Genomic DNA, 13,991 nt, shown 5'->3' with positions numbered 1-13,991 from the left:
CTACTCTAGAACCGGTAAGGATCTCTATGAGCCCCAAACAGCAACGCGGCGCGGTGACCGCCGACTTGCTCCTCGACGCAGCGCTGCGCATGTACGGCGAAGAGGGCGAGCGGGGCATTACGGTCGGCGCGGTCACCAAGGCCAGCGGAGTCAGTCTGGGCAGCCTGTACCACCACTTCGGCAGCATCGACGGCCTCGTCGCCGAGCTGATGCACCGCTGGCTGGGCCGTTTGCTGGGCGAGCTGGCGATGGCTCTGCAGGCCGCCCCCACCACCCGGACCGCGATCGAAGCCCTCGTCCGGGCCTATCTGGCCTTCGTCCAGGAGCACCGGGCCGCCGCCCTGCTCCTGCACTCCGCCACGGCCGACCGTTACGGCATGGCCAAGGGCAAGGAACTCCGCGATGCCCAGGAGGCCCGGCTCTCGCCGTTCGCCGAGTGGCTCAAGCCGCGCGTCGAATCGGGCGAGATCGCCCCGCTGCCGCTCGCGTTGATCGAGTCGCTGGTCCTCGGCCCGGTCGTCGCCGTCGCCCGCCGCTGGCTCTCGGGCATCGACGACGTCGACCTCGACGAGGCCGCCCGCGTCCTGCCGGACCGGATCTGGCGGTCACTGGCCCCGTGACGGGTGCGGCGACGCGTTACGAGCGGGCGGGCTGGTTCGCGATCAGCAGGGTGGTACCGGCCGGCCGGAAGCCCTGGCGGGCATAGATACGGGCGACCGCGTCCTCGGCGTAGGCGAGGAACACGGTGTGCACGCCGTGGTCCCGTGCGTGGCAGGCCAGGGCTGCCATGACGGCCGCGCCCAGCCCCTGGCGTCGGGCCGTGGGAAGGGTCCCGATGCCGCCGATCTCGGTGATGCCGTCCGCCGGGTGGTAGTGCCCCACAGCGAGCGGAGTCCCATCTGCCGCGAGGGCTGCCACGAGGACCTTGTGACCGGCGCGGAGGGTCGGACGCACGGTCGCGAGGGTGCCGTCCCCCGTCAACGTCTCGGCTACGAGAGCCAGTTCCGCACGCCCCGCAGTGCCCACCGCCGTGCCCACATCGGCGAAGGCCAGGCGGGGGAGGGCGAGGGCGGCGGCCAGGGCCGGGTCGTCGGCGTCCAGGGCGCGGACCGTCACCCCGTCCGGCAGGGGCGGCGCCAGCAGCGGATGCTCCGGGTCGAGGACCATCAACGGCCGCTCCAGCACGGGCAGGCCCGCCGCCTCGATCAGCCCGCGCATTGCGGGAGCCACCTCGTCCAGCCACTCGAACGCCTCCGGCACACCGAGCTCCCGCTGCCGGGCCCGTACGCGTGCGATGTCGGCACCCGTGACGGCGTCGGCACCTGCGGCGATCGGCCGGCCGTGGCCCGGTCCTCCGTAGTACGGGGCGCCCGCCGCCCTCCGTACGAACAGCCGCAACGGGCCGTACTCCTCCGCCTCGGCGAACACCAGGGGCACGGTGGCGTAAAAGTGCTCTATACGGGCGCGAAGCGACGGGACTGTCATGTGCCGCATCCCATCACGGCGCGGCACGGCACCCGCCCCGGGGGCCCGGTGCGGCCGTTCCGGAATCCGCCCGGAAACCTGGCGACGCGCAGTCCGGAACGGCCCCGTGACGGCCACCTGGGGCCGCGTGGCGGGGCCCGGTCCGGCACGCGGACTCCCCGGCCTCCACTCCCCGCGCCAGCCCGGGAGACGACTGCGGACGACTTCCGCGCACCACCTCTGACCTGGGCTTTCAATGTCTCCAAGACGTATCGTGTTGCCCCTGGGAAAGGGGCAGTTGATGGACCGGAACATACGCTCGGTGGACGACGTACTGAGACTCCTGGACGGCCTGTTCGCACCGGAGGCCGACCGCTGGACGGCGGGCGGGGCCTCGTGGTGGGACGGGTTCTACGCGTACCGGGCCAGGGCGGTGCCGTTCTTCGTGGCGAAGCCGGACGAGAACCTGGTCTCGTACGCCGACCGTGGCCTGATCACCCCAGGCCGCGCCCTCGACCTGGGCTGCGGCCCCGGCCGCAACGCCCTCCACCTGGCCGCCCTGGGCTTCGAGGTGGACGCGGTCGACCTGTCCCCGGCAGCGATCGCCTGGGCCGAGGAGCGGGCGAACGAGGCGGGCGCCGACGTCCGGTTCCACTGCGGCGACGCGTTCGCGCCGACGACCGCCGAGCTCACAGGACCGTACGACCTGGTCTACGACTCCGGCTGCTTCCACCACCTGCCGCCCCACCGCCGCATCAGCTACCTCGCCCTCCTGGACCGCGTCCTCGCCCCCGGCGGCCACCTCGCCCTCACGTGCTTCGCGGCGGGCGGCATGGGCTCGGAACTCCCGGACGCGGACTTCTACCGCGAGGCTGGCCTTCAGGGCGGGCTCGCGTACACGGCGGAGTCGTTGCGCTGGATCTTCTCCGACCTGACGGAAATCGAACTGCGCCGCATGCGCGACGAGCCGCCCGAGTCCCCGCTGTTCGGCGAAGCGTTCCTCTGGACGGGGCTGTTCCGTCGGGGTTAGGCCGGCCCGATGCGACACCTACACCGACCGCAGCGCCCTCGCCGGGGCCGCCGGGCCCGGCTCCGTGGCGGGTTTGCCCAGGAGGGACGGGAGTTCCGTCAGTGTCGTGATGTGCCAGTCAGCCGTCTCCGTCACGTCCGGGTGCTCCGCCCACCAGTGGCCGTAGGGGCCGCGGCGGATGTGGGCCGTACGCAGGCCCGCGGACCTGGCCGGGAACAGGTCGTTGGCCGGGTGGTCGCCCACGTACAGGGTGGCCCGGGGGTCGGCTTCCGCGGCGGTCAGTACGTGTTCGAAGAAGCCAGGGTCCGGTTTGGCGACGCCCCACTCCTCCGAGGTGACGACCAGGTCCGCGGGCAGGTCCAGGGCGCGGAGCAGTTCGCCGGCGCGGGCGGTCCGGTTGCCCGCGATCACGACCCGGAGGCCCAGTGCCCGGAGTTCGGCGAGTGCGGGGCGTACGTCGGGGTAGAGGTCCGACTCGTCCAGGTGCTCGCCCCGGCCGGCCGCCGAGCGGGCGTGTGCGGCCTCGGCGACGTCCATGCCGGGGCGCAGCAGGCGCAGTGCGTCGGCGCCCTCGCCGCCCTGGGTGACCGCGGCGCCGACCAGGGCGCTGAGTGTGTGCGGCGGGATGCCCAGCCAGTTGGCCCAGGACGCCCAGTAGCGGTCGTCGCGGATGAGTGTTTCGCCGATGCCGAGGACGATCGTTTCCATCACCGTGCCGACCCTACGGGGCAAGCGGGGCATAACGGTCCAGGCGCCAGGAGTGCGGGGGCGGTCCGATCCACCGGAGCGCTGGTCGGAGACTAGGTCCTCGCTCGTATGCTCGGTTCATGACCGATCCTCAGCGCGGACGCCCGACCACCAACGCCATGCGGCGCGCACTCAAGCGCGCCCGGGACGGCGTCGCCCTCGATGCGGGCGAGGCCGCCGTGCTGTTGCAGGCGCGTGGCGACGATCTGACGGACCTCGCCGGGTCCGCGGCCCGGGTGCGGGACGCCGGGCTCGACGCGGCGGGCCGGCCGGGCGTCATCACGTACTCCCGCAAGGTCTTCATCCCGTTGACGCGGCTGTGCCGGGACAAGTGCCACTACTGCACGTTCGTGACCGTGCCGGGGAAGCTGCGCCGCGAGGGCCACGGGATGTTCCTGTCGCCCGACGAGGTCATCGACATCGCCCGCAAGGGCGCCGAAATGGGCTGCAAGGAAGCGCTGTTCACGCTCGGCGACCGGCCGGAGGACCGCTGGCCCGAGGCGCGCGAGTGGCTGGAGGCCGAGGGGTACGACGACACGCTCGCGTACGTACGGGCGATGGCGATCCGGGTCCTGGAGGAGACGGGGCTGCTCCCGCACCTCAACCCGGGTGTCATGACGTGGACGGATCTGCAGCGGCTCAAGCCCGTCGCGCCGTCCATGGGGATGATGCTGGAGACGACGGCGACCCGCCTGTGGTCCGAGCCCGGCGGCCCGCACCACGGCTCACCCGACAAGGAGCCCGCCGTGCGGCTGCGGGTGCTGGAGGACGCGGGGCGGTCCAACGTCCCCTTCACCACCGGCATCCTGATCGGCATCGGCGAGTCGTACGAGGAGCGCGCCGACTCCCTCTTCGAGCTGCGCAGGACGGCCCGCGCCTACCACGGCATCCAGGAAGTCATCGTGCAGAACTTCCGCGCGAAGCCGGACACGGCGATGCGCGGTATGCCGGACGCCGAGCTGGAGGAACTGGCCGCCGCGATCGCCGTCGCCCGCCACATCCTCGGCCCGTCCGCCCGTATCCAGGCCCCGCCGAACCTCGTCGACGCCGAGTACGCCCTCCTCATCGGCGCCGGGATCGACGACTGGGGCGGCGTCTCGCCGCTCACCCCCGACCATGTGAACCCCGAGCGCCCCTGGCCGCACATCGACGAACTGGCCGCGAAGACCGCCGAGTCCGGCTTCACGCTCCGCGAACGCCTCACCATCTACCCGGAGTTCATCCAGCGCGGCGAGCCGTGGCTGGACCCCCGCCTCCTCCCGCACGTGCGGGCACTCGCGGACCCGGAGACGGGCCTGGCGAAGGAGGGGGCGATCCCGGTCGGACTGCCCTGGCAGGAACCCGACGAGGGGTTCAGCGCCACCGGCCGCACCGACCTGCACCGCACCATCGACACCGAGGGCCGCACCGGCGACCGGCGCGACGACTTCGACGAGGTGTACGGGGACTGGGAGGCGCTCCGCGAGGCGGCGGCCCCCGGCATGGTGCCGTCCCGCATCGACGGCGACGTACGCCAGGCCCTCAGCCAGGCCGCCGACGACCCGACGAAGCTCACCGACGACCAGGCGCTCACCCTGCTGCACGCGGACGGGCCCGCGCTGGACGAGCTGTGCCGGATCGCGGACACGCTGCGCCGGGACGTGGTCGGCGACGACATCACGTACATCGTCACGCGGAACATCAACTTCACCAACGTCTGCTACACCGGCTGCCGGTTCTGCGCCTTCGCCCAGCGGCGTACGGACGCCGACGCGTACACCCTCTCGCTGGACCAGGTCGCCGACCGCGCCGCACAGGCGTGGGACGTCGGCGCGGTCGAGGTCTGCATGCAGGGCGGCATCCACCCCGACCTGCCCGGCACGGCCTACTTCGACATCGCGCGGGCCGTGAAGGAACGCGTCCCCGGCATGCACGTGCACGCCTTCTCGCCGATGGAGGTCGTCAACGGGGCCACCCGCACCGGCATGTCCATCCGTGACTGGCTGACCGCAGCGAAGGAGGCCGGACTCGACTCGATCCCCGGCACGGCGGCCGAGATCCTCGACGACGAGGTCCGCTGGGTCCTCACCAAGGGCAAACTGCCGACGGCCACCTGGCTGGAGGTCATCGGGACGGCCCACGAGGTGGGTCTGCGCTCCTCGTCGACCATGATGTACGGGCACGTCGACCAGCCACGCCACTGGCTCGGCCACCTGCGGACGCTGGCCAACCTCCAGCAGGAGACCGGTGGTTTCACCGAGTTCGTGACGCTGCCGTTCATCCACACCAACGCGCCCGTCTACCTGGCCGGCATCGCCCGCCCCGGCCCGACCGCCCGCGACAACCGCGCGGTCACCGCGATGGCCCGTCTCCTCCTGCACCCGCACATCACCAACATCCAGACCAGCTGGGTGAAGCTGGGCGCGGAGGGCGCGGCGGAGATGCTGCGCTCGGGCGCGAACGACGTGGGCGGCACGTTGATGGAGGAGACCATCTCCCGGATGGCCGGTTCGAGCTACGGCTCGTACCGCTCGGTCCAGGACCTCATCGCCATCGCCGACCTCGCGGGCCGCCCGGCGAAGCCGCGTACGACGCTGTACGGCGAGGTGCCCGAGGAGCGCGTCAAGGCAGCCGCCGCATCGGACGGGCATCTGCCGGAGCTGCTGCCGGTGCTGCCGAGCTGACGCGAGGTGGCGCAAGGCCGTCGGCCGCCTGTGGCGTACGTCACGGGCGGCCGTGTCACATCATGCCGAGCCGTTCCGTCAGAGAGGTACAGGCATCAGCAACGGCATACAGGAGTTCGTCATGAACGCTCGTCTGAACGTCTTCGGCAACGCGCTCGCCGGTCCCCTCATGAAGCACTTCAACTCGGCGGGGAAGGTGATCACGGATTCGGCGCTGCCGGCCACGACACAGGAACTGGTGAAGATCCGCGCCAGCCAGATCAACGGCTGCGGCTTCTGCACCGACATGCACACCAAGGACGCCGCGCACAACGGCGAGACCTCGACCCGGCTCAACCTGATCGCGGCCTGGCGCGAGGCCAACGTCTTCACCGACGCCGAGCGCGCCGCACTGGAACTCACCGAACAGGGCACGCGTATCGCCGACGCGGCCGGTGGTGTCCCGGACGAGGTATGGGAGAACGCCACCAAGTATTACGACGAGGACCAGCTCGTCGCCCTGGTGTCCCTCATCGCCGTCATCAACGCCTACAACCGGCTGAACGTCATCCTTCAGCAGCCCGCGGGCGACTACAAGGTGGGCCAGTTCGGATAGCGGGGAAGTGCGCGGCGGCTACCCCGGAAAACCGTGAGGAATGCCGTTCAAAAGTGCTCTCAATAGCTACTCCGTACATACCGATCCAGCCCTGATCCGCCCCTTCCCGTTCGATTACAGTGCTTGCGCAGTCGCACGCCGGAATGTCGTACGCCGGTAATCGGAGGGAAGGGGCACGGTGAGCACAGGGACCACAGCTGTCTGGGGCCGTGCCGAACAGCAGGACTTCCGCAGCCGGGTGCGCGGCGCCCTGCTCGGCGGCGCCATCGGTGACGCGCTCGGCGCGGCCGTCACCGGGCTCACGCTGGAGCAGATCCGCGAGGCACACGGCGCCGAAGCGGTCACCGACTTCGTACCCGCGCACGGCAGACGCGGCGCCGTCACCGCCGTCACCCAGCTCACCCTGTTCACCGTCGACGGGCTGATACGCGCCCAGGTCCGCCGCGACACCGGCGCCTGGCACCCGCCCACCGACGTCCACCGGGCCCATCTGCGCTGGGCCGCGACCCAGCGCGACTGGGGGCCCGACGAACGCCGTACGGAAGACGGCTGGCTCGCGCGCGAAGAGTGGCTGTACACCCGCCGCGCCCCCACCCGGGAATGCCTCACCGGCTTCGGCGACACCGTGATGGGCACCCTCGACCAGCCGAAGAACCCCACCGCGCGGGACTCGGCCGCCCTCACCCGCTCCGCGCCCTTCGGCCTCCTGGTCGGCTGGGAGCCGCAGCTCGTCCTCCAGCTCGCCGTCGAGTGCGCCGCCCAGACCCACGGCCACACCACCGCCCAGCTCGCCGCCGGAGCCCTCGCCGTCATGATCCACGGGCTGGCCCGCGGCGAGACCCTGGACGGCTCCGTGCAGCACGCCCTGGCCCTGCTCGCCGGACGCCCGGGCCACGAACCGGTCACCGAGGCCCTCAAGCAGGCCCTCGGCTCCGTACGCCAGGGCATCCCGGGCCCCGCCCTCATCGAGGCACTCGGCGCCACGGACTCCGCAGAGGAGGTCCTGTCCGTGGCCCTGTACTGCGCCCTGGTCGGCGAGGACGTCCGGCACGGACTGCGCCTCGCGGTGAACCACGGAGGCCCTTCCGCGGCCACCGGCGCCGTCTGCGGAGCCCTCCTCGGCGTACTGCACGGGGAGACGGCCCTGCCGCCCGCCTGGCTCGCCGAACTGGAAGGCCGCTCCACCCTCCTCGAACTCTCCGACGACTTCGCGATGGAGATGACCCAGGGCCCCGCCCTGCACAGCCCGACCGCCGTCGCCACCGGCTGGCTGGTCCGCTACCCGCGAGGCTGAGAGCGGTCACGGCAACGGGGGTGGCGGACCCTCCGGCCCGCCACCCCCGCTGTCGTACGAACCGTCCGCTGCTGCGCGAAGGTCAGTCCTTCACGCCCTCACGGAGCACCGCCGGGCCCCCGGGACCGGCCTGCGCGGGAATCCCCGCACCGCCCGCGGCTCCTCCCGCCGCGCCCCCGTCGTCGTCCGTGTTGATCTGCTCGATGACCGCGTCGCGCTCCGGGGTGTCCTCCGGCTTGATGAAGCCGATCACGATGTAGAGGACCAGCGAGATCGCCAGCGGAAGCGCCACCTGGTACTGGAGCGCCACATCCGTCTTGACCGAACCGTCGAGGTTGTAATTGGTGAAGAAGAACGCGAGCAGCCCCGCCGCCCAGCTGGTGAGCGCCGCCGTCGGCCCCGACTTCCGGAACCTGCGCAGCAGACCCAGCATGAACGGGATCGCGATCGGGCCCATCAGACCCGCCACCCACTTGATGACGACCGAGATGATGTCCTTGAACGTCGGCGAGTTGATCTGCGTCGCCAGCGCCATCGACAGACCGAGGAAGGCGAGCGTGGAGAGCCGCGCCGCCAGCAGACCGCTGCGGTTGCTCCAGGTGCGCGCGGCCTTGGAGAAGACCGGCGCGATGTCGCGGGTGAAGACCGCCGAGATGGCGTTGGCGTCGGAGGAGCACATGGCCATCGTGTGCGAGAAGAACCCGACGACCACCAGGCCCAGCAGCCCGTGCGGCAGCAGCTGTTCGGTCATCAGGGCGTACGAGTCCGAGGCGTCCGGCTTCTTGGCCTCGACGAGCAGCGGGGCCACCCACATCGGGAAGAAGAGGACGACCGGCCAGACGAGCCACAGGATCGCGGAGAGATAGGCCGAACGGGTCGCCGAGCGTGCGGAGTCCGTGGCCATGTAGCGCTGGGCCTGGTTCCACATGCCGCCGTTGTACTCGAAGGTCTTGATGAACAGGTACGCCAGCAGGAACGTCACGGTGTACGGACCCGCCGTCGGCTCCGTGTGGCCCTCGGGCAGCTTGTCCCAGACCGTCCACAGCGAGCTGAAGCCGCCCAGCTCGCGCATGGCGATGACCAGCATCGCGAGCCCGGCGAAGAGCTGGATGATGAACTGGCCGAGCTCGGTGAGCGCATCGGCCCACAGGCCGCCGACCGTGCAGTAGACGGCAGTGATGGCGCCGGTGATGAAGATGCCCTGGGTGAGGGTGATGCCGGTGAAGACGGAGAGCAGTGTCGCGATGGCCGCCCATTTGGCACCGACGTCCACGATCTTCAGGAGCAGCCCGGACCAGGCCAGTGCCTGCTGGGTCGGGATGTTGTACCGGGTCTTGAGGTATTCGAGCGGCGAGGCGACGTGCAGTCGCGAGCGCAGCCGGTTGAGCCGGGGCGCGAAGAGCTTGGCGCCGATACCGATGCCGATGGCGATCGGCAGCGACCAGGTCACGAAGGACGTGACGCCGTACTGGTACGCGATGCCCGCGTAGCCGGTGAACATCACCGCGCTGTAGCCGGACATGTGGTGCGAGATGCCCGACAGCCACCACGGCATCTTGCCGCCGGCCGTGAAGAAGTCGCTGACGTTGTCCACGCGCTTGTGCGACCAGAGTCCGATCGCGACCATCACACCGAAGTAGCCGATGAGCACGGCCCAGTCGAGACTGTTCATGTGCCCCCTCCAGGGGTCCGCCTTGTGAACGGGTACGCACTCCGTCAGTACGGCCGTTCAGCGGTGACCCCGTGCGGGAGCGGGGACTTCGGGGATTGAACCGCCTGTCCGGGTCCTCGGTCAAGGCTTCGAGCGATCAGAGATGTGAACGCCAATCAGCAAGCCGAACGATTTTGCTTGTTCTTGACCTTGTGGGGCGTTGTCGCGAACGTGACAGCGGCCACACGATGGGCGGGCACTTCGTCAGTGTCGTACATACGAGAAAGACCGCACGGGATGCGGGTCCCGTGCGGCCGAGTGAGGAGGAGATCTGCCCCTGCCGTCAGCGCATCAGCTCGCCGGCGTTGACCAGAAGCGACTGTCCGGTGATCGACCGGGCCCGGTCGGAGGCCAGGAACACCGCGGCCTCCGCCACATCCCCGTCCGTGGCCGGCTCGGGCAGCGCCATCCGTGCGGTGAGCCCGGCCAGCACCTCCTCCTCGGGCACTCCGTCCGTATGTGCGGCGAACTTCACGTACGCCTGTACCGGCGGCCCCCACATCCAGCCGGGCAGCACCGTGTTCACCCGTATCCGGTGCGGTCCCAGCTCCTGCGCCAGCGAGTACATCGCGGACGTGAGCGCGCCCTTCGACGCCGCGTACGCCGCCTGGCGCACCTGGGTCGGGGCGGCCACCGAGGACTGCGTACCGATGATGACCACCGAACCGCCGTGCTCCTTCAGTGCGGGCAGACAGGCCCTGGTCATCCGTAGCGTCCCGAGCAGATTGACGTCGAGCACCGACTGCCAGGCGGCGAAGTCGGCATCCTCCAGGCCGCCGAAGTGGGTGTCCAGGGCGGCCACATGAACCACCGCGTCGATCCGCCCGAACCGCGAGAGAGCAAGCCCGGCGAGCGCCTCGCACTGCGTCTCGTCGGTGATGTCGGTCGCCAGCCGGGCCGTGTGCCGGCCCTCCGGATCGATCTCGGCGGCCGTCCTGGCGAGATTCGCCGCGGTACGCGCACCGAGGACCGCGTGGCCCCCGTCCCGTACGACGGCCGCCGCGACCTGATGACCGAGACCGGTGCCGACACCCGACACGATGACGGTCTTCCCAGCGAGCAACATCGGCGCCTCCCGGCTCTGGCAGTTCTTCTGACGGAGCGTCAGAGTAGGACGCCGTGGCGAAGCACGGAAGGGGAACGGCATGAGCGAGGAGACACGGAGCGGTCCGTACGCGGAGCTGGCGGCGGTGGGACCGTACGGAGTCCACCCCGGGCACGCGCTGATCACCATGGTCGAACCGCATCCGGGCCATGAGTACGCCTACAACCGCTGGTACGAGGACGATCACTACATCGCCGGCGCGATGGCGATGCCCTGGATGTTCGCGGGCCGGCGCTGGGTCGCCACCCGTGAGCTCCAGGAACTGCGCTACCCGGAGAAGTCCGCGGTGGCGCAGCCGGTCGGCGCCGGGTGTTATCTGTCCACCTACTGGGTGACGGACGGGCGTTACGACGAGCACATGAAGTGGACCGTCGGGATCAACAAGCGGCTCAACCGGGACGGCCGCGTCCACCAGGACCGGACCCACGTCTTCACGGCCTTCCAGGACCACGAGGCGACCGTCTACCGCGACGGGGCCGCCGGGCCGCGCGACTTCCACGCGCTCGACCATCCGTACGCGGGGCTCGTGCTCCAGGTCGTCGACGCCGACGGGCCCGAGCGGCGCGCGGAACTGCTGGAGTGGCTGCGCTCCCGGCATCTGCCGAAGCTGCTCGCCGGGTCGCCTGCGGCGATGGTCACGGTCTTCCGGCCCACGCCGCTGCCCGGTGACCGCATGACCTATGTGAAGCAGGTCGAGGGCGTGGACACCCGGCTGACGCTGCTGTGGTTTCTCCAGGAGGACCCGCGTGCCTGCTGGGCGAAGCACTTCACGGGGCTCGACGGGGCGGTCGCCGCATCGGGCCTGGGGCGGGTCGAACTGGTCGCGCCGTTCATCCCTACCGTGCCCGGGACGGACCGGTACGTCGATCAGTTGCGCTGATCTTCGGCCGGACGGCCTTCAGTTGCTGTGAAGCGGTCGCTGTGGAGCAGTTGCCGCGAAGCAGTGTCCTGAAGGCCGTCCGGCTCGGAGCAGGGCCCCCTCGGCCAGGACGGCGGGCCAGTCGAGAGGGCTCCGGTCGTTGATGCTTCCGTGTGCTGCGGACAGCACCGGTCAGGCGTCGACAGCGCCCGCTGCGACATCCCGCACGAAGGCATTCCACGCGCCGGGCACGAAGGTGATCGAGGGGCCCTCGGGAACCTTCGAGTCGCGCACGGCAATGGCCTGCGTGATGGGGGACTTGACCTCGACGCACGCGCCGTTGCCGCCGGAGTACGAGGACTTCGTCCACATGTCCGTAGCACCCTGAAGAATAGCCATTTTCACTCCGGTTCAGAGAGTTGTGCGAGCGGAACCGACTGCGTTCCTGTTGGCGTGATCGACGCTACTCGCCAACTTCCCTGCGTGACGGGGCCATTCACTCGACCGGATGGCATATCCCCTGTGAGTCTTCCGCCGAGAGGTGGCGGCGGTGTACTCTGCCGCCACCCCTCACCTGACATCGCTGTATTTCTCGCAAAACAGACTTCGCGGCGTGACTGGAATCAGCGGGTGTAACCCTTGGCGATGTCGCTGATGAACTCCCGGGTCTGTTCCACATTCAGCGCCTGTGCCCGCAAGTGCTCGTACATGACGCTGTATCGCTGCACATCATTGGCTTTCTCCAGATACAGGTCACTGGTGACGCCCTCGATGTAGACCACGCTGGAGTCCGCGGCATCCGGGAATTCCAGAATGGCGTACTGCCCGTTGATGCCGGGGTGTGCCCCCATTTCGAACGGCAGCACCTGAATGGTGACGTGGGGCAGGTTCGACTGCTCGATGAGGTGCTCCAGCTGGTCGATCATCACCTGCTTGCCGCCGACCATCCGGTGCAGCGCGGACTCGTCGATGACGGCCCAGAGGCGCAGCGGATGCTCCGGCGCGTTGATCCGGTCCTGTCGGCGCGCCCGGACGTTGACCCGCTTCTCGATGTCGGAAGGGGCGGATTCCGGCAGGGCGCCGTTGATGAGCGCCTCGGCGTACTGCCGGGTCTGCAGCAGGCCCGGTACGACCTGGGGCTCGTACACCCGCAAGGACTCCGCATCGGTCTCCAGACCGATGTAGACGCTGTACGGGATGTCGCCGAAGGCGTGCCACCAGCCCTGCTGGCGGGAGTCCTTGGCCATCTGCATGAGTGAGTCGACGATGCGGTGGTCCTCGACCTCGTACACGCCGCAGAGGTCGCGGACGTCTCGCTGGCTGATGGAGCGGCGGCCGTTCTCCAGGCGGCTGATCTTCGACTGCGAGACCAGCAGGCGCTCCGCCACCTCCTCGGCCGTCATGCCCTTGATCTCGCGCAGGCGGCGCAATTCCTGGCCCAACCGGCGTCGCCTGACGGTGGGATTGACGTTGGACGGCACGGAAACGGCACCTCCGGCTATGTAGCTGTGCGTATCTACTGCTCAGCAGATTGCCACCCATGACCATGGGCGCGCTGGGAAATGGCCACACGCAGGCGCGCGGGGCAGCCGGTGGATCCGGCTGCCCCGCGCGTGGTGCGGCTCCCGAACCGGGTCTTGGGGACGTCGGTGCGGCGGTATTCGGTTCTCCGCGCGGTGCTCTGCGCGGTGTTCGGTGCGGTGCTGCGGTGCGGTGCTGCGGTCAGCGGACGGAGGTGTGCGCCATGCTGCCGTGACGCGCTTGCGCCCCGGGCTGCAACGGCACGCCTGCCGCCTGCTGATTACGGCGTGGCTGTACGGCCACGCCGTTCTGGACGTCCATCACGGCGTGCGCCACGAGTCCGCCCATCGGGTCGTGTCTGATCAGGTCCCGGAGCCGGGAGCGCGACGAGCGCCCCTCGTTCCCGGGGTACAGGTGCTTGCCGAGTCCGACCGCGTGGGCCAGTGCGGCGAGCGCCGCGGTCCGCGGGTCCGGCGGTACGCCGGTGCGGATCGCACTGTCCAGCCGGTTTCTGATGTCCCGGCTGATTGCCGTGTCCGTCGCCTGGTAGCGAGTCGTCGGCAGCACTCCGCACATCTGGCCCGCCACGGCATGCACCATGCCGCACCGCTCCAGATGAGCGAGGTAGATCTGGCGCAGCCCCAGTCGGGGCCCGCCAATCCAGTGGACGGCCCGGACCGGGCTGCCGCGTCGGCGCAGCAGTTCCAGTGCGGAGTCCAGAGTCGGATCTCCTGTCGGCCGTGGCATCACCACGGCGATACGATCCCCGTCAGGGGCTATCCGTCCTGCCAGAGCCAGCTCCACTAGCTGTGCTCCGGCGAGGCCGAGGTCGAGCGACTGCGGCTGCGCTGTGGTACCCGTGGTCGGGTCCAGAGCGAGCAGCAGAAGCTCCTCCGGAATTGTTCTGCGGCTCCTGCCCATCCATGCCTCCCCGCGTGGATGAATGACAGGGTGACCCCTCTCACATTGGTCTGTCGAGAGCGCCTGGGTGCTTTGTACGGG

General features: G+C 70.0%; 13 protein-coding genes. 6 read left to right on the top strand and 7 right to left on the bottom strand.

Features of this window, described 5'->3' with window-relative positions; genetic code table 11:
- The first annotated feature begins 26 nt into the window (after nucleotides 1-26).
- Entirely contained in the window at nucleotides 27-620 is a 594-nt protein-coding gene (locus ACWGO0_RS26000; RefSeq protein ID WP_453539711.1) for a TetR/AcrR family transcriptional regulator, read from the top strand.
- A gap of 16 nt (nucleotides 621-636) precedes the next feature.
- Here the strand turns inward: ACWGO0_RS26000 and ACWGO0_RS25995 are convergent, their stop codons facing one another.
- On the bottom strand, nucleotides 637-1,485 hold the full coding sequence (locus ACWGO0_RS25995) for a GNAT family N-acetyltransferase (RefSeq protein ID WP_453539708.1): 849 nt from the start codon (nucleotides 1,483-1,485) through the stop codon (nucleotides 637-639).
- A 280-nt stretch (nucleotides 1,486-1,765) separates the two neighbouring features.
- On the opposite strand from ACWGO0_RS25995, the gene ACWGO0_RS25990 reads away from it, so the two are divergent.
- Nucleotides 1,766-2,494 (top strand): class I SAM-dependent methyltransferase, encoded by a 729-nt coding sequence (locus tag ACWGO0_RS25990; RefSeq protein WP_453539705.1) that lies wholly within the window; start codon nucleotides 1,766-1,768, stop codon nucleotides 2,492-2,494.
- An 18-nt stretch (nucleotides 2,495-2,512) separates the two neighbouring features.
- Here ACWGO0_RS25990 and ACWGO0_RS25985 read toward each other — a convergent pair whose 3' ends face one another.
- Nucleotides 2,513-3,202 (bottom strand): HAD family hydrolase, encoded by a 690-nt coding sequence (locus ACWGO0_RS25985; RefSeq protein WP_453539776.1) that lies wholly within the window; start codon nucleotides 3,200-3,202, stop codon nucleotides 2,513-2,515.
- Between the two features lie 119 nt (nucleotides 3,203-3,321).
- Here ACWGO0_RS25985 and ACWGO0_RS25980 point away from each other — a divergent pair, with 119 nt between their 5' ends.
- The 3 genes from ACWGO0_RS25980 (at nucleotide 3,322) to ACWGO0_RS25970 (ending at nucleotide 7,793) form a co-directional block, all read left to right on the top strand.
- Nucleotides 3,322-5,904 (top strand): bifunctional FO biosynthesis protein CofGH, encoded by a 2,583-nt coding sequence (locus ACWGO0_RS25980; RefSeq protein ID WP_453539702.1) that lies wholly within the window; start codon nucleotides 3,322-3,324, stop codon nucleotides 5,902-5,904.
- A gap of 121 nt (nucleotides 5,905-6,025) precedes the next feature.
- Nucleotides 6,026-6,499 carry a carboxymuconolactone decarboxylase family protein gene (locus ACWGO0_RS25975; RefSeq protein ID WP_453539699.1) on the top strand — a complete coding sequence of 158 codons (474 nt, stop codon included), beginning with the start codon at nucleotides 6,026-6,028 and terminating at the stop codon, nucleotides 6,497-6,499.
- 178 nt (nucleotides 6,500-6,677) lie between these two features.
- Nucleotides 6,678-7,793, top strand: a complete 1,116-nt coding sequence (locus ACWGO0_RS25970) for an ADP-ribosylglycohydrolase family protein (RefSeq protein WP_453539696.1) — start codon at nucleotides 6,678-6,680, stop codon at nucleotides 7,791-7,793.
- 82 nt (nucleotides 7,794-7,875) lie between these two features.
- Here ACWGO0_RS25970 and ACWGO0_RS25965 read toward each other — a convergent pair whose 3' ends face one another.
- Nucleotides 7,876-9,465 carry a sodium:solute symporter family protein gene (locus ACWGO0_RS25965; RefSeq protein ID WP_453539693.1) on the bottom strand — a complete coding sequence of 530 codons (1,590 nt, stop codon included), beginning with the start codon at nucleotides 9,463-9,465 and terminating at the stop codon, nucleotides 7,876-7,878.
- A gap of 322 nt (nucleotides 9,466-9,787) precedes the next feature.
- The gene (locus ACWGO0_RS25960; protein ID WP_453539690.1) at nucleotides 9,788-10,570 is read right to left on the bottom strand and encodes an SDR family oxidoreductase; all 783 of its coding nucleotides are present in this window, start codon (nucleotides 10,568-10,570) and stop codon (nucleotides 9,788-9,790) included.
- A 79-nt stretch (nucleotides 10,571-10,649) separates the two neighbouring features.
- Between ACWGO0_RS25960 and ACWGO0_RS25955 the strand changes: the two genes are divergently transcribed.
- Entirely contained in the window at nucleotides 10,650-11,489 is an 840-nt protein-coding gene (locus tag ACWGO0_RS25955) for a hypothetical protein (RefSeq protein WP_453539687.1), read from the top strand.
- 171 nt (nucleotides 11,490-11,660) lie between these two features.
- On the opposite strand, the gene ACWGO0_RS25950 is transcribed toward ACWGO0_RS25955, so the two are convergent.
- The 3 genes from ACWGO0_RS25950 to ACWGO0_RS25940 all read right to left on the bottom strand — a co-directional run bounded on the left by ACWGO0_RS25950 (nucleotide 11,661) and on the right by ACWGO0_RS25940 (nucleotide 13,910).
- Nucleotides 11,661-11,867, bottom strand: a complete 207-nt coding sequence (locus tag ACWGO0_RS25950; protein WP_453539684.1) for a DUF397 domain-containing protein — start codon at nucleotides 11,865-11,867, stop codon at nucleotides 11,661-11,663.
- A 224-nt stretch (nucleotides 11,868-12,091) separates the two neighbouring features.
- Nucleotides 12,092-12,949, bottom strand: coding sequence for a helix-turn-helix domain-containing protein (locus ACWGO0_RS25945; protein WP_453539681.1), 858 nt, complete (start codon nucleotides 12,947-12,949; stop codon nucleotides 12,092-12,094).
- A 241-nt stretch (nucleotides 12,950-13,190) separates the two neighbouring features.
- Nucleotides 13,191-13,910 carry a GOLPH3/VPS74 family protein gene (locus ACWGO0_RS25940; protein WP_453539678.1) on the bottom strand — a complete coding sequence of 240 codons (720 nt, stop codon included), beginning with the start codon at nucleotides 13,908-13,910 and terminating at the stop codon, nucleotides 13,191-13,193.
- Between the last annotated feature and the right edge of the window lie 81 nt (nucleotides 13,911-13,991).

The sequence above is a fragment of the Streptomyces sp. NPDC055749 genome (genome assembly GCF_053617235.1).
This window is presented reverse-complemented; position numbering and strand designations above follow the sequence as displayed.

Coding starts and splice junctions, on each gene's coding strand:
- ACWGO0_RS26000 (WP_453539711.1), top strand. CDS start 27: ATGAGCCCCAAACAGCAACGCGGCGCGGTGACCGCCGACTTGCTCCTC.
- ACWGO0_RS25995 (WP_453539708.1), bottom strand. CDS start 1,485: ATGACAGTCCCGTCGCTTCGCGCCCGTATAGAGCACTTTTACGCCACC.
- ACWGO0_RS25990 (WP_453539705.1), top strand. CDS start 1,766: ATGGACCGGAACATACGCTCGGTGGACGACGTACTGAGACTCCTGGAC.
- ACWGO0_RS25985 (WP_453539776.1), bottom strand. CDS start 3,202: ATGGAAACGATCGTCCTCGGCATCGGCGAAACACTCATCCGCGACGAC.
- ACWGO0_RS25980 (WP_453539702.1), top strand. CDS start 3,322: ATGACCGATCCTCAGCGCGGACGCCCGACCACCAACGCCATGCGGCGC.
- ACWGO0_RS25975 (WP_453539699.1), top strand. CDS start 6,026: ATGAACGCTCGTCTGAACGTCTTCGGCAACGCGCTCGCCGGTCCCCTC.
- ACWGO0_RS25965 (WP_453539693.1), bottom strand. CDS start 9,465: ATGAACAGTCTCGACTGGGCCGTGCTCATCGGCTACTTCGGTGTGATG.
- ACWGO0_RS25960 (WP_453539690.1), bottom strand. CDS start 10,570: ATGTTGCTCGCTGGGAAGACCGTCATCGTGTCGGGTGTCGGCACCGGT.
- ACWGO0_RS25955 (WP_453539687.1), top strand. CDS start 10,650: ATGAGCGAGGAGACACGGAGCGGTCCGTACGCGGAGCTGGCGGCGGTG.
- ACWGO0_RS25950 (WP_453539684.1), bottom strand. CDS start 11,867: ATGGCTATTCTTCAGGGTGCTACGGACATGTGGACGAAGTCCTCGTAC.
- ACWGO0_RS25940 (WP_453539678.1), bottom strand. CDS start 13,910: ATGGGCAGGAGCCGCAGAACAATTCCGGAGGAGCTTCTGCTGCTCGCT.